The sequence below is a fragment of the Clostridium boliviensis genome, from assembly GCF_033342255.1.
In the GTDB taxonomy this organism is placed as follows: Bacteria; Bacillota; Clostridia; order Lachnospirales; family Lachnospiraceae; genus Lacrimispora; species Lacrimispora boliviensis.
Genome location: NZ_JAWONS010000099.1, coordinates 101,104 through 121,117 on the forward strand (window position 1 = coordinate 101,104; position 20,014 = coordinate 121,117).

Annotated in this window: 13 protein-coding genes; 11 read left to right on the plus strand and 2 right to left on the minus strand. The window is 43.0% G+C overall.

What is annotated here, in order from left to right; genetic code table 11:
- Positions 1 to 96: 96 nt before the first annotated feature.
- Positions 97 to 1,350 carry a transposase gene (locus RZO55_RS04120; protein WP_318063022.1) on the plus strand — a complete coding sequence of 418 codons (1,254 nt, stop codon included), beginning with the start codon at positions 97 to 99 and terminating at the stop codon, positions 1,348 to 1,350.
- A gap of 283 nt (positions 1,351 to 1,633) precedes the next feature.
- Here the strand turns inward: RZO55_RS04120 and RZO55_RS04125 are convergent, their stop codons facing one another.
- A complete protein-coding gene (locus RZO55_RS04125; protein WP_318063023.1) occupies positions 1,634 to 2,122 on the minus strand; it encodes a cell wall hydrolase in 489 nt (162 codons plus the stop codon).
- 195 nt (positions 2,123 to 2,317) lie between these two features.
- On the opposite strand from RZO55_RS04125, the gene RZO55_RS04130 reads away from it, so the two are divergent.
- Positions 2,318 to 6,445 (plus strand): DEAD/DEAH box helicase, encoded by a 4,128-nt coding sequence (locus tag RZO55_RS04130; RefSeq protein ID WP_318063024.1) that lies wholly within the window; start codon positions 2,318 to 2,320, stop codon positions 6,443 to 6,445.
- A gap of 212 nt (positions 6,446 to 6,657) precedes the next feature.
- Here the strand turns inward: RZO55_RS04130 and RZO55_RS04135 are convergent, their stop codons facing one another.
- The gene (locus tag RZO55_RS04135) at positions 6,658 to 6,852 is read right to left on the minus strand and encodes a hypothetical protein (protein WP_318063025.1); all 195 of its coding nucleotides are present in this window, start codon (positions 6,850 to 6,852) and stop codon (positions 6,658 to 6,660) included.
- Positions 6,853 to 6,976: 124 nt separating this feature from the next.
- On the opposite strand from RZO55_RS04135, the gene RZO55_RS04140 reads away from it, so the two are divergent.
- From RZO55_RS04140 to RZO55_RS04180, 9 genes are all read left to right on the plus strand, one after another.
- A complete protein-coding gene (locus RZO55_RS04140; protein WP_318063026.1) occupies positions 6,977 to 7,927 on the plus strand; it encodes a DUF1848 domain-containing protein in 951 nt (316 codons plus the stop codon).
- A 298-nt stretch (positions 7,928 to 8,225) separates the two neighbouring features.
- A complete protein-coding gene (locus RZO55_RS04145) occupies positions 8,226 to 9,938 on the plus strand; it encodes a sensor histidine kinase (RefSeq protein WP_318063027.1) in 1,713 nt (570 codons plus the stop codon).
- Entirely contained in the window at positions 9,935 to 11,404 is a 1,470-nt protein-coding gene (locus RZO55_RS04150) for a response regulator transcription factor (protein WP_318063028.1), read from the plus strand. Before RZO55_RS04145 ends, RZO55_RS04150 begins: the two co-directional genes overlap by 4 nt.
- 87 nt (positions 11,405 to 11,491) lie before the next feature.
- Positions 11,492 to 13,369 (plus strand): ABC transporter substrate-binding protein, encoded by a 1,878-nt coding sequence (locus RZO55_RS04155; protein ID WP_318063029.1) that lies wholly within the window; start codon positions 11,492 to 11,494, stop codon positions 13,367 to 13,369.
- A gap of 25 nt (positions 13,370 to 13,394) precedes the next feature.
- On the plus strand, positions 13,395 to 14,399 hold the full coding sequence (locus RZO55_RS04160) for an ABC transporter permease (protein ID WP_318063030.1): 1,005 nt from the start codon (positions 13,395 to 13,397) through the stop codon (positions 14,397 to 14,399).
- Between the two features lie 11 nt (positions 14,400 to 14,410).
- Positions 14,411 to 15,661, plus strand: a complete 1,251-nt coding sequence (locus RZO55_RS04165; RefSeq protein WP_318063031.1) for an ABC transporter permease — start codon at positions 14,411 to 14,413, stop codon at positions 15,659 to 15,661.
- Positions 15,662 to 15,673: 12 nt separating this feature from the next.
- Positions 15,674 to 16,681 (plus strand): ABC transporter ATP-binding protein, encoded by a 1,008-nt coding sequence (locus tag RZO55_RS04170; protein WP_318063032.1) that lies wholly within the window; start codon positions 15,674 to 15,676, stop codon positions 16,679 to 16,681.
- Complete coding sequence (locus RZO55_RS04175) at positions 16,674 to 17,501, plus strand: ABC transporter ATP-binding protein (protein WP_318063033.1); 828 nt, start codon at positions 16,674 to 16,676, stop codon at positions 17,499 to 17,501. Before RZO55_RS04170 ends, RZO55_RS04175 begins: the two co-directional genes overlap by 8 nt.
- A 20-nt stretch (positions 17,502 to 17,521) precedes the next feature.
- Positions 17,522 to 20,008, plus strand: a complete 2,487-nt coding sequence (locus RZO55_RS04180) for a beta-mannosidase (protein ID WP_318063034.1) — start codon at positions 17,522 to 17,524, stop codon at positions 20,006 to 20,008.
- The last annotated feature ends 6 nt before the right edge of the window (positions 20,009 to 20,014 follow it).

Sequence of the window (20,014 nt, forward strand, 5' to 3'; positions counted from 1 at the left end):
AAAAACACCCAAAATATAAGGAATCTCCTTCCTTTTTGATGTAGAATTAAATCACGACAAAATAACCTACTAAACAAAAAAAGAGGAGAATTCCCTATGGTTCATTTTACATCAAATACTTACACTTTGAAACGGGAAATTTTAAATTTTTCAAATAAAATTTCCCGCAACCTCTCCAAACCCAATAGAAAATTTACTGCCGATATGACATATGGTATGCTTGCGGCTAAAAGCTGTCTCTTAACCGACATTGTAGATCAACTTCATGAGGACTCAAAAAAGGTCAGCAGCGTGGAGCGTCTTACTCGACATCTGAATCTAGGGACTTCAAAACAGGCTTTACTTTCTTATCTTCAAACCGTTCGTAAATGGGTTCCGGAAGAACCGGTAATTCATATCGATGACAGTGATGTCATTAAACCAGCGGGCTACAAGTTTGAAGCTCTTGATACGGTCAGAGATGGTTCTAAAACTACCCATACCAAAAACGTCTATGAGAAAGGATACCATGTGACGGAAGCTTGTGTCATGACAAATAGCAACCAGCCAGTCAGCATTTACTCCAAAATTCATTCTTTAAATGAAAAGACTTTCATCTCCACCAATAACGTTACCTTTGATGCTATGGAGCGCGCAAAAGCCATGTTTGGCAAAGCCACTTTTGTTATGGACCGGGGTTATGATGATAACAAGATGTTTCTTAAGCTTGATGAATTAAAGCAGGATTATGTGATACGGCTTACTGCTAAAAGAAAACTCCTTTTTCATAACAAATGGGTAGCCGCCACAGAACTGCGGAATCGCCGAAAGGGTAAAATTACAACACCTGTGGTCTATAAAGGTAAAAAGCGGGAAGCTTATTTATCCCATGTGAAGGTTCAGATCACTGCAGCCAGGAAAGATATTTATCTTGTTCTTGTCTATGGAATTACAGAACATCCAATGATGCTGGCAACCAATAAAGAATTAAAGTCCAGGGAAGATGTAATTCGAATCGCAAGGCTTTATTTCTCACGCTGGCGCATTGAGGAATATTTCCGTTGTAAAAAGCAGGTTTTCCGGTTTGAAAACTTTCGTGTCCGGAAACTGAAAGCAATCAACTCTCTTAATTTTTATATCACCTTGTGTATGGCATTCCTGGCACTGATTTCAATGAAATCAGAAACAAATGCCCTTAAGGTTTCAATCATACAGACCGCCGCTCCTGTAAAGGAAAAGGTTCAATTTTGCTATTACCGATTGGCTAAAGGCATCTCTGGCATACTATCGTATGCAAAAGAGGGTATCAGGCTCTGGTTCAGGACAAAACGACCTATATACCGTCAACTCTGCCTTAAGTTAATCGCTTAGATAGATAAAAGAATATTTCTCCCACGGCCCGGTTTCAGGCGGGGCTTATTGAAGTGCTTCTACTCTAGGTACTGCCACTCTTATACAGTTCAAAAAACGGCAGATTAGCACTTTGGGAAGATTTATTCATTTTTAAATTACAGTTTGCGGAAACTCAAGTTGCAACTAATGCTTTATTAACACTGCAACTAATGCTTTATTAACATATGATTGCTACTATTGTTTTATTAACAAAAAAGTAAGCTCTAACTGGAATGTCAGTCGGAGCTTACTTTTCTATTAATTAATAACCTTGAACTTTAAAAAAGGTATGTCCACCAATAACCTTTTTTTCCGTAACTTTAACATAATCTCTACCATTAAAGGTATATGATTCTGTTGAACCTGATTTTTTGATTTTGTTTTTGTATAAGCTATTTGTAACAAACCAAAGACAAGTTCCTATAGGATTTACAACGCTATTTGGATTTAAGAAAAATTTTTTTGCTAAATCTAAGCATTCTTGCCAAGCAGTTGAGTTTATATCAGGCTTTAATGCAGATTCTGTTGTCATTCCTTCAAATGAGTATTTTTTTAGTATTACTCCCGAATATGAATTTCCACCAAATTCAGATGAGTTTTTAGCCATTCTGTTTCTTACTACATAGCCGCAACCTCTTCTGCCTTGATCTGATTCACCCCTTGCTTCTGAATAGAGCATACGCGCAATAAGATCTGTTTGACTCCTGTCTTTTAAATCATTCGTACTGTTTAATGGATCTCCATAACCCATAATTAATTCCTCCTTTATTCTAATCAACATTGTTTTATAACCGGTTATGCTTAATAAAAAGGAATTAAATTCTTATTTGTAAACATTGACTTAATTAACTACCTTTATTATTTGTTATTTCATAAATTGACAGGTTACATACCATTATTTATAATAAAACAATACAGCAGTGAAATATAAAAAACGGAGGTGTCTATGTCAGATCATTCCATGGAACTTTTTCAAACAGATACCAGACACTGGTTTGAACGTGCTCTTGATACCCCTACCCTGGTTCAGAAACAGGCATGGCCTGAAATTGCAGCAGGCAGGCACACCCTTGTTTCCGCCCCTACCGGAACTGGTAAGACACTTACGGCATTTTTGATATTTATTGACAGGCTTTTGGAGGAAGCTGCAAGAGGACAGCTAAACCAGGAACTGCAGCTGATTTATATTTCTCCGTTAAAATCTCTGGCTGGTGATATCCGGGAGAATCTCAGGCGGCCTTTGGAAGGAATTGTAGAGGAGAGAAAAAAATCCGGAAATTTTAACGGACAGGAGCTGTCAGTGGGAATCCGGACCGGTGATACCACGCAAAAAGAGCGGAACCAGATGATTAAAAGGCCTCCGCATATTCTCATCACAACGCCAGAATCCTTATATCTGATGTTGACCAGTAAATCCGGACAGAAAATTTTAATGACTGCAAAAGCACTGATCATTGATGAGCTGCATGTGATGATTGATACCAAAAGGGGAGCCCATTTAATGCTTTCTGCTGCGAGACTGGACTGGCTCTGCAAAAAGCCATTACAGCGCATCGGGCTGTCTGCAACCATTGAACCGCTTGATCTTGCGGCGAAGTACTTAGCGCCGGGGGAGGTCTCCATTGTTGCACCCAGAATGAATAAGGAGATACGGATTGAGGTAAAAAGTTCTTTTTCAGACGGCGGCATTCAGGGGAAGGATTCCGTCTGGAAAGACATTGCAAAGACGGTATATTCTTATATAGGCGGATCGGGCAGTTCTCTGGCATTCGTGGAAGGGCGGGCATATGCAGAAAAGCTGGCTCATTTCATTAACGAATTAGGCGGGGAAGGCTTTGCCCGCACCCATCACGGAAGCTTATCAAAGGAACAGCGGTTTGGAGTGGAGCAGGCTCTCCGCGATGGATCATTAAAGCTTCTTTGTACTACCTCATCCATGGAACTTGGAATTGACGTAGGAGAGATTAAACAGGTTTTCCAGGTCGGATGCCCCCGTTCAGTCTCAAGTACCATGCAGAGGCTGGGGCGGGCAGGGCACAATCCCGGCCTTATCAGCGTTATGTACATGTTTCCCAGAGAAGCTTCGGAAGGATTGTTCTGCGGATTTACTGCAGAGGCAGCCAGAAACGGTAAAATTGAATATGCCAGCCCGCCCAGACTATGCCTGGATGTTCTTGCCCAGCATCTTGTTTCCATGGCGTGTACTCAGGGATATGGCGTGGAGGATGTGATGGATATTCTGTCTGGAGCGTATCCGTTTTATGATGTAACTGAAGAAGATGTGAAAGGTGTTTTGCGGATGCTGGCAGGTGATTATGAGCACGAAAGGGATATTCCGGTAAGACCCCGTATTATCTACGACAGGATTCATGACCGGGTAAGCGCAGATGCCTACAGCCGTATGCTGGCAGTCAGCGCAGGGGGAACCATACCGGACAGAGGACTTTATACAGTCCGGTCGGAAAGCGGAGTCAGACTGGGAGAGCTTGATGAAGAATTTGTCTTTGAAACCAGAATCGGAGACCGGTTTTTACTTGGAACATTTGCATGGCAGATCGTAAATATTATGCGGGATACAGTAATTGTATCTCCTGCAAATCCTTCCGGCGCCAGACTTCCTTTCTGGCATGGAGACATCAAAGGCCGCAGGATGAGGACAGGACTTGTGTTTGGTGAGATTCTGCGCAGATTCAATCAGACAGGCAGTGCAAAAGCCTTATTGTCAGAAGTGGAAAAACTTGGACTGGATAAACAGACAGGGGAACGTGCTCTGGATTATCTGATCAGCCAGCAAAAAAGTACGGGAATACTTCCTGATGACAGAACCATTCTGGTGGAACACTTTATGGATGAAAACAGCAATCATCAGATGATGGTTCATTCTGTATTCGGACGCCAGGTGAATGAGCCCTTATCCCTTCTTATGACAGAAGCGGCAAAGCTTCATGTGGAAACCACCATAAACGCTACAGCAGATGACGATGGCTTTTTGCTGTTCCCTTATGATGGCAAGCCGCTGCCTGACGGACTTATATATGAAATATCTCCCCAGACTGCTGGTCAGATTGTTGCTGCATTACTTCCCACGACGCCCTTGTTTAATATGAACTTTCGTTACAATGCTGCCAGGGCACTGATGATGGGAGTGAGGAATCAGAAGCGTCAGCCTCTCTGGATCCAGCGAATGAAAAGCGCCCAGATGCTTTCTTTTCTGATTAAACAGGAAGACCATCCCATACTGAAGGAAACAAAACGGGAATGCCTGGAAGACTTTTGGGATTTAAAAGGATTGGAAACCATTTTGTATGATATACAATCAGGTAAAATTCAGATTCGGGAGATGTACTTAGAGACACCTTCCCCCATGTCATTGCCATTAAGACGTCAGACGGAAGCCTCCATGATGTATGATTATTCTCCAACGCCACAGAACATTCGTGAGGCTTCGAAGGAGGCACTTCATGAGGCAACTGGAATTACGCCGGAACCCGCACAGCTGGCCCGCGTTTCCAGGCGGCTGCGTCTTCCGGAAGATGAAACACAGCTTCATACACTTCTCATGATAGAGGGGGATTTAGAAGCAGGTGAACTTGATATTCCCATCGAATGGCTGGAAAAACTGGCGTCGGAAGGAAGAGCACTCTATGTAGAGCCGGGGTTATGGATTGCAGCAGAACATGAAAATGATTATGAAAATGCACTTGTTAAGGGGCAGAAGAACGCTGGAAAACGTCTGGTTCAAAGATTATTGAGGTATCGGGGTGCGAAAACTCTGGAAGAGGTGGCAGAGCGGTATTTATGGACCAATGACAAGGCACTTGGTATATTATCTGTTCTGTGTGACCAGGGGAAGGTGATATTGCAGGATGATATTTATTATCACTTCGAGCTTTATGACAGAGCCAGAAATGAAACGATTAGAAACCGCAGGAAGCAGATATCCACTCTTCCTCCCAATCGGTATGCTGCCCTGATGGCAATGCGCCTTCGGATATCGGCATCTCCTCTGGAACAGCTGGAAGCAGCGGTAAACGGGCTTTTGGATCAGCCCTTTCAGGCACAAATTTGGGAGACTGTACTTTTGCCTGCACGGGTTAACAGCTATCGTCCGGAACTGATGGATTCTCTTTTGACAGCCGGAAAGGTGTTCTGGCAAATGGGGGAGAGGTTTGGCCTCACCTTTCATCAGACTGCAGATATTGACTGGACTGCAGATTTATCAGAAGTATATGAACTGCTGGAAGGGGAGGAGAGGGCTGTGTACGGGGCCCTGTTAAAACATGGCGCAAGCTTTATGCAGAGACTGGAGGAAATTCTGGGGAAGTCACCTTATGAAGCTCTTTTTTCACTGACCGAAAAAGGGCTTGTAAGCGCAGACAGTCTGATTCCGGTCAGGCAGCTGATGAACAGGGATAAATTAAATAAGGGGACAGTACGCCAACGGGTAAATGCAAAGACAAAGATTCTGCTGACCGGCAGATGGGAAGTTATCCGCCCTCTTAAGAATATTTCAGTTGAACAGATGCTTAATCGTAACTTTGATAAAAACGTTATTGTCTGCAGGGAGACAATAAAGGGAATGGCGTGGAGTACGGCACTGGAGACACTAAGGATCTGGGAATATACTGGCAGAGTGCGCAGGGGATACTTTATAGAAGGCCTGTCCGGTATTCAGTTTATCAGGGATAAGGAGTATGAAGGGACCTTGGTAAGCCTTTCAAATCCCAGAGAAGAAGTGGTCTGGCTAAACGGAGCTGATCCATCCCAGCTCTGGGGGAAAGTGCTGCATCACCAGGAAGGAAAAGCATTTTTAAATGTACAGGGAACTGCAGTTGCATTAGTATCAGGAAATCCTGCAGCAGTATTTGAACGTCAGGGCAGGCTTCTTAGGATATTTGATATGGATTGTGCCGGAGAGGTGCTTGCGGAGTTTGTCAGGGAATTTACGGCACACAGGATATTTCCGTCGCGAAACAGAATTGTAATAAAGGAATATCCAAAAGAAGCGGAAAGCATCCTCCGTCTTGCCGGGTTTAAGCATGAGCTTCAGGATTATGTACTGTACTGCCTTTAGAGATATGAAAAAAATCCTAATTATGACGGTACTCTGGATTATCTATACTGGAGGAATGCCCTGAATGCGGGATTTGTGGATGATTATCTGTACTACTGGGAGAAAAAATGCGGGCAGATTATCTGATCTTTAGTTCCAGTCTGCCCGTGTGCAACCGGTCTGCTTTGTTATTTACAGATATTCTAAAATTTAGTATGATATATATGCTGCGGTTAATGAAACTTTGACTCAACAAATGAATTTACATAAGCCTGCATTTCCAGTTTTGACTGTAGTGTTTCCGCATGATCTACCATATGCTGCTGTTCTTTTTTCGGCAGAGAAAAGAAGTAATCCATTGCCTGATATTCTTCCAGTGCCAATCCAAAACCAACGGGCAATTCAACCCCACGAGAGTACTTTTCCATTGATGCCTCCTTGTATTTTATAATTAATTAATATTATTATATTTTTTAATAGAACTATTCAGAAACAGGTAATTTGGTGAAAAAATTTGCCCATATGATAAAACCATGAAAGAGGAGGGAGTGAATGATTTTAAGTGTAAGCCGCAGGACAGATATTCCGGCGTTTTATTCGGACTGGCTGCTCAATCGTTTAAAAGAAGGATATGTATTGGTTCCAAATCCCAGGAATCCGTCCCGCTACAGCCGGATAGAGATAAATCCACAAATCGTGGACTGCATTGTGTTCTGGACAAAAAACCCTAAAGACATTATTTTGAAGCTTGACACCATATCCGCAATGGGATATGATTTTTATATTCAGTTTACTCTTACGCCTTATAGAAGAGAGGTGGAAGCGTTTCTGCCGGATAAAAAAGAGCTCATTGCAACTTTTCAGAAACTTAGTGCTATTCTTGGTCCCAAACGTGTTATCTGGCGGTATGACCCTGTGATTTTAACCAATCAGATGGATGTGGCCTACCATCTGGAATGTTTTGAGAGAATGGCGGGCTTGCTGCAGGGGTGTACAGACAGATGCGTGTTCAGTTTTCTTGATTTCTATGCCAGGCTGAGGAATTCTTTATGGGAACTGGGTGTCATCCCCATACAGGAAGATGATATGTTTCGGATTGGTGAAGGGTTTTCTCAAAGTGCACAAAAGTACGGGATCCAATTATCAACCTGCTGCGAATCCGTGGACTTAAGCCGGTTTGGTATTACCCATGCTTCCTGCATTGACGGAAAATTAATCGAAGAACTGATCGGCTGCAAACTTCATAAAAGGAAGGATACCGGACAGCGGACCGGCTGCGGCTGTATGGAAAGTGTGGATATCGGCAGCTATGACAGCTGTGCGCATGGCTGCAAGTACTGCTATGGGATTTTTTCACAGGAACGTGCACAAAAGAACAGGGAGAACCATAATCCTGAAGCGCCTGTTTTATTTGGCTCTCCGCCAGAAGATGGAATGATAACTGAACGGCCTGTAAAATCTTTAAAGGATGGACAGTTTGATTTTTTTCATCTCCTTTCGTAGTCCTTAGATGTACATGTCTATCTCCTTCCTCCTGCTGTCAATTACTGAATTTTCTTAGCAGTAAAATCATAAGTCTGAGTACTTAAAACATATATTGAATTAAGCTGACCGTCTGTAAGACAAGCCGGATAACAGTTGTCACGCTTTTTCAGAAGGGGGGGATCTGATTCTGACAGATCGAAATCGGATTGCCGGGAAAAAATTTAAGCTGTTTTCTTTAAGCTGCAAATTCTCATTGCTGATTCTTGGGATACTGATGGTGCCCATTGGGATTTTCCTGCTGCTGTTTTTTCATAATATGGAAGTGTCCTTATATAAAGATGGACAAACACAGATGAAGTATGAACTGGATAAAAGCTGTCAGAATGCGGAGCAGGCTGCTGTAAACTGTAAATTATCTGCTGAAATCATTGTAAATAATGAGTCAATTAATGATTTTTTAAATCAGATTGCCTCCGATAAGAAGTTCAGCTTTATGGATATTTTGGATTTTTATGGAAAAGAGATCAGCGGAGTGCAAAAGATTATAAAAAGTAATCCCTATATTTATAAGCTGAGGCTGTTTGTACACTCTGGATCCGTGAAAGAAATTATCCCTCTGCTTTATAAAGAGGACAGAATTGCGGACTTAAAATGGGGAAGGGATGGGGTGCCCCCCACAGGGACATGGTGTTTTGATTATGTGGATAGCCTGGAACAGGCGGATGACCCTGATGGTATTGCGCGAATTGCATCTCTGATTACCAGACTGAACGATTACCGGTATGGACGATATGGAATTGTAGAATCCGCAGTAACCATGGAGAATATGTTTCCCGATCTCTATCATTCTACGGCGTCGGACAGGACTTGTTTTGTGGATCAGGCAGGTAACATTTACAGCAGTCCTGAATTATCAGATCTTTGGAGCAGCCAGAAGGAAGAAATCATGGAATTTCTTCACGCTAATGAACAGCCGGATCAGATGGATAATGGTGCTGTCTGTAAGAAAACGAAAATCGGCGGGGAAGAGGTATTAGCTGGCTGCGTAAAGATTAAGTCTATTCAGGGATATTTGATACGGATCGTTTCCACAAAAAATGATAAGATGATTCTCCGTTCTTCCAGAATAGAATTTCTCCTTCTCTGGATTGCAATTGTAACCGTACTCCTGCTGTTTTCCAATAGACAGGTAACTCATATACTGAGGCAGTTTTACGAGATATACGATACGGTTTACCGGGTCCAGCAGGGAAATTTAGAGGTAAGAGTCCAGAATATGAGCAGGGACGAATTTGGTGTCCTGGGGATAGAACTAAACACCATGTTAGACCGGATACAGAAGCTGATGGAAGATACTCTTCAGCGTGAACTGCTTGTAAAGAATTCTCAGATTAAAGCGCTGCAGAATCAGATTAACAACCATTTTATCTATAATGTACTGGAATCGGTGAAAATGATGGCGGAGATTGATGAGAAGTACGAAATCGCAGATACGGTTTCTTCTTTTGGACAGCTTCTTCGCTACAGCATGCGATGGAAATCAGGCTATGTAAAAGTAGAAGAAGAAATAGAGCAAATCAGGAATTATCTGGCTTTGGTGAATTTGTGGTATGACGATGAGATCTGTCTTCGCATGACAATACCCCAGGAGATACTGTGCCAGGAGATACCAAAGATGTCTCTGCAGCCAATTGTAGAAAACTCCATCAGTCACGGAATGCGGGAATATACACATGATACCAATATCTACATGGAAGGAGAGATAACTGGAGAGGATTGTTACATACGGGTAACGGATTTCGGCTGCGGAATGGAAGAAGAGGAATTGCTGCAGCTGCACAAGCGTTTAAATGGTGAAAGAGAGGATAATTCCGGGCAGGAGAGCGGAATCGGATTAAAAAATGTTCATGACAGGCTGCAGATTGGTTTCGGAGCGGAATATGGAATCACAGTTGAATCAGAGCAGCATTGTTATACCCGGGTTACAATAAAAATTCCTTATCAGAAAAGAAAGCGGGGGCTTACATGAAAAATGTGCTGGTTGCAGAGGATTGCAAAATAATCAGAAAAGGAATTTCCGCAATGATTGCCAGGTGTCAGGTTCCTGTTGACCAGATTATAGAATGTAAGAATGGACAGGAAGCGCTGGAAATTGCGGGTAACATGCCCATTGACGTCCTGATTACGGATATAAGAATGCCTGAGATGGATGGAATCACTCTGGTTCAGGAACTGCAGAAAAAGAAATACATACCAAGAATTGTTGCAATCAGCGGATATGATGATTTTTCTTTTGCTGTTGATTTATTAAGATGTGGGGTCCGGGAATATCTTTTAAAGCCTGTAAAACGGGAAGAACTGAATGCCATCATGGTGAAACTGGAGGGAGAGGTTCAAAAGGAGTCAGTACAAAGAAGGTCGAAAATGGCTTTGTGCCGCAGTCAGTTAAAAAGAATTCTTTTATCAGAGAATATCACCCAGGAAGAGATGGAAGAAGTGGAGAGGGTCAGTGGATTTCATGAGACGGAGTTTTCCGTTATCTGCAGCAACAGAATGCCGAAAAACCAGGAGAATCATCAGATGTTTTATTTTCCTGATGTGGAGGGGAATTGTGTGGCGTTAATGGCTGCAAAAGATGTCAGGGATTTTGTTCTGTGCAGCAGCGAAAACGGTTATTTGGGGATCAGTGATTCATATGAGGGGCTATGGAATCTGAGAAGAGCCTATGAGGAGGCAAGAAATCAAAGAATCCGTTTGTTCTGCATGCAAAAAGAAGGATCAGGACCAGGTAACAGCTATCTTATTCCTCCCAATGAACTGGAGTGCTTCGTACAGCGGATCGGTACCCAGAAAAACGTAAAAAATGAATCATTCCTTCTTAATATGAAAGACCGGGTAAAAAATGGAGAAATCGAAGGAATCTGGTTTCAGGAGCTGATCTGTCAGATCACTGCAAGAGTAAAAGAGTTTTATGGAAAAATCCTGGAAGCGGAAGAGGTCCGGCCGGATGATCTCTGTCATATGCTTGCTTTTGATAACATAGATGAATACTGCATGGAAATCAGGCGTGTATTATCCACAATCAATCAGAGAGCACTCGGTCAAATTGATGATTTCAAAAAACGGATTAAGATGGAGCAGGCACTTGCCTATATCAATGAAAATTATCCAAAGAACATCAACATGGCTATGGTATCCAATCACATCTCCATGAATTACACGGTGTTTTCCATTGCTTTTAAGGAATATACGAAAGACAACTTTGTCTCCTATTTACGAAAGATCCGTATGAATGAAGCAAAGCGGCTTCTATCTGAAACGGATTTAAAAATTGGAGTAATTGGGCCTATGACGGGGTATGAGGATCCAAAGCATTTCATGAAAACGTTTAAATGGACCACTGGTGTTACTCCCAGTGAGTTTCGGAAAAATTTAAGGAGAAAAGAAGGCGGGATCGAAAATAACACACCAAAAACGAAAATTGGAACATTTTAATTCTTCCTCCCTGCATCTACAATAAGAATGTAACAGATAGTTGCCCCGGGTAAGAAGCCCGGGAGATTATTGGGTGGAGGTTTTTAGATGAGAAAAAGACAAAACAAATGGACTGCGCTTCTGACTGTTGGAGCAATGACGCTTACCCTTCTTTCCGGATGCCAGAAGGCAGCACCGGCAGATGGGACAGAACAGACAAGCAAGGCGGAGGAGACAAAAGTGACGGCAGCCAAATCATCGGCTGCAGAAGAGACAAAAGCTACAGAAGAGGCGGGTTCCACACCGAGGAAAGAGACACTGTACTTTAATGGACAGCAATGGGGGACAATCAATGACTGGAATCCATTAAGCTCCAATTCAAACAATGCAATGGCTATAGCCCAGCAGGATAATGCCAGAGAGATTATATATGAAACACTTTTCATGTATAACATGCTGGACGGGAAACTCTATGGACTGCTGGGGAAAGACTACTCCTGGAATGACGGGCAGACAGAACTGACGATAACCTTAAATCCGGATGCAAAGTGGAGCGATGGTACTCCGGTGACTGCTCAGGATGTGGTATATACCTTTGACTGCCATAAAAAGTATGCGACTGCCCAGGGCAGTGATTATTCCAATTATATTGAGTCAGTAGATGTCAAAGATGATCATACCGCTATTTTTAAAGCTAAGTTAGATGAAACAGGTCTTCCTGTGAATCCCTTAAAGGTAGTGGAATATACTCCCAAGATCTATGTTATGCAAAAAGCCTATCTTCAGAAGGTGGAAGAGCGCAATGGGAATGATGCAGACAAAATCAAACAGGACCGAATGGAGGATTTTGTTTCCTCAGGACCTTATAAATCCTATTATAATGACGATCAGAAAGTCGTTTTTGTAAGAGATGATAATTACTGGGGAAAGGCCCTTTGGGGAAAACTTCCTGCACCGAAATACATAACCCATGTAATCTATGAGAATAATGCGGCAGGGGACACTGCATTTAAGTCCGGAGAGGTGGATGTATCCCAGCAGTTTATTACCAATGTTCAGAAGCTTTGGGAAGAAGACGGTCTTCCTGTTTCCACCTATATTGATGAAGCGCCCTACGGTGTCTGTGCTACCATGCCTACAGCATTCTTTAATGTGGAGGTACCGGGTCTGGACCGGAAGGAAGTGAGAAAAGCCATTGCCATGGCGGTTGATTATGATCAGATTATCGCTTCTGCCATGTCCAATCAATCCCCAAGCTTTAAAGATGTACCGCGTTCCATTATGAACCCCACATCTGCAGAGCAGTCACTGGTGAATCAGGATGCACTTAAGGATTACCAGTTTACAGGCAATGATGTGGAAGGGGCGAATGCTGTCTTAGACAAGGCTGGAATTGTAGATAAGGATGGAGACGGAATCCGTGAGATAGACGGAAAGAATCTTTCCTTTAAAGCAGAATGTCCGGACGGCTGGACAGACTGGAATGCATCACTGGAGATCGTTGCAGCAGCAGGAAGCAAAATAGGAATCAATATTGAAACTTATTTTCCAGATGCCAATACCTTCTATGATGATATGACAACCAGAAAATTCGATATCTGCATGTGGAACCCACCGGCAGCCTCTGTTGCTAACCCATGGGGCAGAGCCATGGCCTTTATGTCCACAGATTATGCAAACCTGAAGGTAAACTGGACTGGTAACTACGGCGGATACATTAACGATAAGGCAAACGACCTTTTAAAGAAGATTCCGTTAGAGACCAATAAGGATACTCTGAAAGAATATTATACCGAACTGAGCAGAATTTATTTAGATGAGGTTCCTTCCTTCTCCCTGATGTACAGACCGATGCTGTTCCACGCGGTGAATGAAAGCGTATGGACCGGATTCCCGCAGCTTGATGACGGAGACAATATACCGCCGACGGACTGCACGGATGGCTATGGAATTGCAGCACTTTATAATCTGGTGAATGTTAACTGACAGAGAATACTAAAGGGGTGAGACTTTGACAGGATATAAAAAATATTATACCAATAAAATCATCTGGTATCTGATAACTCTGGTGATCGCTATTGTACTGAATTTTGTACTTCCCAGACTGATGCCAGGTGATCCGGTCTCAGCCATTGCGGCCAGAGCGGTAGACGGCATGACCGATTCTACCGCAATCCAGGCCGTATATGAGGACTATGCAGAGAAATTCGGCGTTAATCTGCCGATGAGCACTCAATTTCTAATTTTCTTAAAGAACGCTGTCAGGGGGGATTTTGGTGTTTCGTTCAGCCAGTATCCCAGAACAGTAAGCAATATTATCGCATCCTCTGTATGGTGGACCGTCTGTCTTCAGCTTCCTGCAATTTTGCTGGGCTGGATTCTTGGGAATGTCCTTGGAGCCATTTCCGCATATAAAAAAGGTATATTTGATAAAGGAATACTTCCCGCATTTTTATTTATGAGTAATGTACCCGCTTTTGGTATGGCTACAATTCTTCTTTATGTTTTTTCCCTGAAACTTGGTTTGGCTCCTTCCAGCGGCGGCTATGGATTTGACTTAATTCCTACAGCCAGCCTTACTTTTTTCCGTTCTGTGCTGGCTCATTATCAGCTGCCGTTCTGGTCCATTGTTCTCATTACAGTAGGAGGCCAGGCGATTGGAATGCGTTCCATGTCAATCTATGAGCTGAATGCTGATTATGTAAAATACAGCCGTTTTATGGGAATCAAAGACAGGAAAATCGTAGGATATGTGTTCCGCAATGCTATGCTCCCTCAGATTACAGGTCTTGCCATGTCCATTGGTACCATGATTGGAGGAGCGCTGGTTGCGGAGATCATATTCAGCTATCCGGGCCTTGGAACCACACTGCTTGCGGCTGTGAAAGGCAGGGATTATCCATTAATTTCGGCATGTACACTGATTATTACAGTGATGGTTTTACTGGCTAATTTATTCGTGGAACTGATTTATGGAGTCATTGATCCCAGGATCAAGGCTGCTCAGCAGGATTAGGAGGGTGAGTGATGAAAAACCAGATCAGACAGATTTTCCATTCCCCTAAATTTACATTGGGATTTACTATTTTTACATTTTTGTTTCTCCTGACGATTTTCTACCCTTTGATTGTGACGGATGATCCTTTGGAAATGGTTGGACAGGGGAACTTTTTTAAACCAGGAACCTATATTTCTGTTAAAGAAGCTGTGGATACAGATCCGTATACGTTAAATTTACATACGTCAACCAGCAGACTGGAAAAAAATTTAAGCATGGAAGAGCGAATGGCTATGGCAGACTGGCTGAAACAGTTTGCAGGTCTGTCTCCTAAGGAGCTGGATGTGACGGACGCAGATGAGCTTGTATCCCTGTGGAAGGACAATTACGATTCTTCAAGTGAGCAAAAGGGCTTAATTGCAGCCAGAAAAAAATATTTCAGCAGGCTGGATAAAAAGATTCAGGGACTGCTTGAAAACAGCGATGTTCTTGTGGCTGAAAAAAATGAGGAAACAGGGGAAATGTCAGTTAAGAAGACCATTCCATCGACTTCTTATGTGAATGTCTCCGAAGTTGGGAGCAAGCGGGTATTTATTCTTGGGACAGATAATTTTGGACGTGATGTTTTAACGGAGCTGGTGGCAGCCATAAAAACTTCCTTAAAGATTGGTTTCATTGCAGGACTGATCGCCACCACTATCGGGCTTTCTCTCGGTCTTATTGCCGGCTATCTGGGGGGATTTATCGATGACTTAATCCTGTTTATCACTAATTTATTTACTGTGATACCCAGCTTTATCCTGCTTATCCTCATATCCTACAGCATTGGTAAAAATGCCAGAGGGGTAATGATGGTGGCGGTTATTATCGGACTCACCTCCTGGACCTGGACGACAAGATCGGTCCGTTCCCAGGTAATCTCCCTTCGAAACAGAGATCATGTGAATCTGTCAAAGCTTTCGGGACATAGTCTGGTCCGGATTATCCTCACAGATATTCTTCCATATATCGCTTCCTACGTTGTGATGGCACTGATTTTACAGATATCTTCGGGTATACTTGCGGAGGCACAGCTGTCTATGATCGGACTTGGACCTGCCACGACATCGGTATCAACTCTTGGTCTTATGATGAACTGGGCAATGTCTTACAGTGCCCATTTAAATGGAGACTGGTGGGCTTATTTTCCTGTCATTCTTTCCATTGCACTGATTTCATTTTCCTTGAATCTGATGAATACGGGCCTGGATCAGATATTTAATCCGCAGCTAAGAGAGTAAGGGGGATAAAAAGTGGGAAAGACAATGCTGGAAGTGGATCATTTAAAAACAAAATACATAACAAGATTCGGAGAGAATATCTTTGCAGTTGACGGGGTGTCACTTAAAATAGAACAAGGAAAATCTCTTGGAATTGCAGGGGAATCAGGCTGTGGAAAGTCCACACTGGCACTGAGCCTGATGGGGTATTATTTTGCACCTCTTCATTATCAGAGTGGAACCATAAAAGTGGATGGGGTGAATATAACCTCTATGAAGCCGGATGAGATCAGAAAGAATGTCCTTGGGAATGAAATCGCCTATATCCCCCAGGCAGCAATGAATGCCCTGAATCCAACACAGAAGATTATTTCTTTTATTGAGGATGTAGTCCGGGCGCATGATCCCGGAGTCGCCAGAAAAGATATCTATGACCTTGCAAGAGAGCGGTTTGAGGTTCTGGGTCTTCCGGAGAGCGTTTTAAAAAAGCATGCAGTGGAACTGTCCGGGGGCATGAGACAGAGGACAGTCATAGCCATATCCACCATATTATCACCAAAAGTGCTGATTGCCGATGAACCTTCCTCTGCACTTGATGTGACTTCTCAGAAGATGGTAATTAAAATGCTTCGAAGCTTAATGGAAAAGGGGTTTATAAAGTCCATGATATTCATCACTCATGAGCTTCCTCTTCTTTACAATGTTACGGACGAAATCATGGTGATGTATGCTGGACAGATCGTGGAACATGGAACTGCCAGAGAGATGGTTTTTGACCCTCTTCATCCATATTCCAGAGGTTTAATGGGGTCCATTCTGGTACCGGAAGAGGGGGTAAGAGGGGCGAAGCTCACTGCCATACCAGGCACTCCGCCTAACTTAAAAAAACCGCCCAAAGGCTGCCGCTTTGCGGACCGCTGCCGCTACGCAAAGCCTGCCTGTATGCTTCATCAGATAGCGGAGAGCCATCTGGAAAACGGCCGGATGTTCCGCTGTTATCTGGAAGAAAAGGAATTAAGGGAGGTCTGCAAGGATGAATGATGAAACGAAGCAAAAAGAGACCCCTTCCTGTCTGAGCGGCTCCGGTGTAACTAAGATATTTGGAATGGGAAAAGAAAAAACGGTTGCAGTGGACCATGTAGATTTTCAGTTTCAGGAAGGGGAGATTGTATCCATTGTGGGAGAGAGCGGTTCCGGAAAAACCACCCTGTCAAAAATGCTCCTTGGACTCATCAGTGTTACGGAAGGAGAGATTTGTTTTCAGGGAAAGCCCCGGGATATCAAAGGATATAAAAAGAAAAAAGAGTACTGGAAAGGGATCCAGGCGATTTTTCAGGATCCGTTTTCTTCATTTAATGTCTTTTATAAAATAGATCAGGTTCTTTTAGACTGTATTAAAATGAGAGGGGGAGGAAGACTTCCGTATGAAAAGAAAGTGGAGATGATGACGGAGGCTTGCAGCTTTGTAAATCTCAAATTTGAAGAACTGACCAATAAATATCCCTTTGAGCTTTCTGGAGGTCAGATGCAGAGACTGATGATCGCCAGGATTTTTCTTCTGAAGCCGGCAATATTGCTGGCAGATGAGCCCACCTCAATGATAGATGCATGTTCCAGGGCTACCATACTGGATATGCTTTTAAAACTGAGGGATGAGATCAATATGACGATTATTTTTATCACTCATGATATTGGGCTCGCTTTTTATATTTCAGATTCCATCTACATCATGGAGCATGGCAAATTTGTGGAATCTGGTACTGCAGAGTCAGTAATTTTAAATCCCCAAGCGGCCTATACAAAAAGACTTATTAATGATGTACCCAAAATACATGAGGATTGGGATTTGTCGACGGTTTGACGCTGATTAAAGGAGAATAGATGTTAAAAAGGGAAATAGATAAAACTTTTGTAATGCGCATTGTATCAGAAGAGAAATGGTATCCGGCAACAGTACCGGGCAGCGTATATGGAGATCTTCTGGCTAATGGGGCGATGGAAGATCCTTACTGGAAAGATAATGAATTAAAGGCTCTGGAGATTATGAAGGAAGATTTTGAATACGTAGGCGTGTTTGACGGGAATGAAACGATACTTAATCAGGAAAAAGTCTACCTTCACTTTAATGGAATTGACACTCTGGCAGATATTTACTTAAATAACTCAAATCTTGGCAGTGTAAATAATATGCACCGGGAATGGGAGTTTGATGTAACAGATATTATAAGACAGAATGGGAATGAACTCCGGATCCTCTTTCATTCTCCGACCAGATATATAGAGGAAGAATATCAGAAGGAAAAAATCGGCGGTACCGAGGATGCTATGCGCGGGTTTTCTAAACTGAGAAAGGCGCACTGTATGTTTGGCTGGGACTGGGGTCCAAGACTTCCGGATGCGGGGATTTGGAGAGAAATTTACTTAATCGGTGTAACGGGTGCCCGTTTTAACAGCGTTACCGTTACCCAGCGCCATGAGCAGGAAGGGGTATATCTGGGATTTAAGGTTCTTTTGGACCGAATCAGAGATAACAGCCTGATTGATTGGGAAAAGTATGAAAAGGAGCTGAAGGAAGAAGGTTTTTCTCTTCGTATTACGGTTACAGATCTTACAGATGAAAGCTGCAGGACAGTCCGACTCTTTCATGGCAAAACAGATGAGATTCTTATTGAAAACCCGAGGCTATGGTGGCCGAATGGATATGGAGAGCAGAATCTTTATGCAGTCCTGGTTCAATTGCTAAAACATGATGAGGAAATTGATTCCTGGGAAAAGAGGATTGGTCTTCGGACTCTTACGGTGCTAAGAACAAGGGATGAGTTCGGGGAATCATTTGCCCATGAAGTGAATGGAATCACCTTTTTTGCCATGGGGGCAGATTATATTCCGGAGGATTGTATTTTAAGCAGATGCAATGAAAAGAGGACCAGAGACTTACTAAACCAGTGCAGGGAAGCGAATTTTAATGTAATACGCGTCTGGGGAGGCGGTCATTATCCTTATGATTCATTCTGGGATATCTGTGATGAACTGGGTCTGGTGGTATGGCAGGATTTTATGTTTGCCTGTGCGAACTATGACTTGACAGAGGAATTTGAGGAGAATATCCGCAGAGAGCTCATTGATAATATCCGGAGAATCAGACACCACCCCAGTCTTGGGCTTTGGTGCGGCAATAATGAGATGGAGATGTTTGCAGATGCAGGGATCTGGGAGAGTACACCCAGGCATAAAGCCGATTATATCAAGCTGTATGAATATATCATTCCTAAGATATTAAAGGAGGAGGATCCCCAGACCTTTTACTGGCCGGCCAGTCCCTCATCCGGAGGAAGCTTTGATAATCCAAACGATGAAAACAGGGGAGATGTTCATTATTGGGATGTATGGCATGGAAACAAGCCCATTACAGAGTATCGCAAATTTTATTTCCGCTACGTCTCTGAATTCGGATTTCAGTCATTTCCGTCCTTAAAGACAGTGGAAACATTTACGGAGGAAGAGGATAGAAATGTCTTTTCCTACGTTATGGAGAAGCATCAGCGCAATTCCACGGCCAATGGGAAGATTATGAATTACATGGAACAGACCTTTCTCTATCCGGGAGATTTTGATACGCTTCTTTATGCTTCCCAGCTGCTGCAGGCAGAGGCAATCCGTTATGGAGTGGAACACTTTCGAAGAAACAGAGGCCGATGCATGGGAGCTATTGTGTGGCAGCTCAATGACTGCTGGCCGGTTGCGTCCTGGTCCTCCATTGATTACTGCGAAAGATGGAAAGCACTTCATTACTATGAAAAACGTTTTTTTGCTCCTCTTATGATATCCTGCGAAGAAGAGGGAATCCTTACTCAGGATCCCAATCCCAATGCACAGCCGTATGAAGTAATGAAATCCATACGTCTTTGTGTATCGAATGAAAGACGAAAAGATGAAAGAGTGACAGCTATCTGGGAGCTGAGAAAAAATACCGGTGAAATAGTGAGAAGCAGCCAGGAGGAATACATGATTCCAAAGCTTTCTTCTTTGTGGTTTGAAAAAGTTTCCCTTCAGGAAGCAAGTCTATATGAGGATTATGTAAGCTATCAGATGGAGCAGGACGGGGAAATCGTATCTCAGGGGACTGTACTGTTCTGTCCGCCAAAACACTACCATTTTATTGATCCGGAACTGTCTGTCCGTTCAGAAGGGGATAGTCTGGTGGTAACTGCAAAGGCTTATGCCCGTTCTGTGGAGATCAGGAACAAAAAGGATGATCTTGTGCTGAGTGATAATTATTTCGATATGAATCCGGGGGAAAGAAGAGTAAAGATATTGAAGGGACTGCCGGAGGAATTAACTGTGAGAAGTGTTTATAACATCAGATAATTGTTA

Bases quoted from the DNA above. Each gene is read 5' to 3' on its own strand.
- RZO55_RS04120 (WP_318063022.1), top strand. From the start codon at position 97: ATGGTTCATTTTACATCAAATACTTACACTTTGAAACGGGAAATTTTA.
- RZO55_RS04125 (WP_318063023.1), bottom strand. From the start codon at position 2,122: ATGGGTTATGGAGATCCATTAAACAGTACGAATGATTTAAAAGACAGG.
- RZO55_RS04130 (WP_318063024.1), top strand. From the start codon at position 2,318: ATGTCAGATCATTCCATGGAACTTTTTCAAACAGATACCAGACACTGG.
- RZO55_RS04135 (WP_318063025.1), bottom strand. From the start codon at position 6,852: ATGGAAAAGTACTCTCGTGGGGTTGAATTGCCCGTTGGTTTTGGATTG.
- RZO55_RS04140 (WP_318063026.1), top strand. From the start codon at position 6,977: ATGATTTTAAGTGTAAGCCGCAGGACAGATATTCCGGCGTTTTATTCG.
- RZO55_RS04145 (WP_318063027.1), top strand. From the start codon at position 8,226: ATGGAAGTGTCCTTATATAAAGATGGACAAACACAGATGAAGTATGAA.
- RZO55_RS04150 (WP_318063028.1), top strand. From the start codon at position 9,935: ATGAAAAATGTGCTGGTTGCAGAGGATTGCAAAATAATCAGAAAAGGA.
- RZO55_RS04155 (WP_318063029.1), top strand. From the start codon at position 11,492: ATGAGAAAAAGACAAAACAAATGGACTGCGCTTCTGACTGTTGGAGCA.
- RZO55_RS04165 (WP_318063031.1), top strand. From the start codon at position 14,411: ATGAAAAACCAGATCAGACAGATTTTCCATTCCCCTAAATTTACATTG.
- RZO55_RS04175 (WP_318063033.1), top strand. From the start codon at position 16,674: ATGAATGATGAAACGAAGCAAAAAGAGACCCCTTCCTGTCTGAGCGGC.
- RZO55_RS04180 (WP_318063034.1), top strand. From the start codon at position 17,522: ATGTTAAAAAGGGAAATAGATAAAACTTTTGTAATGCGCATTGTATCA.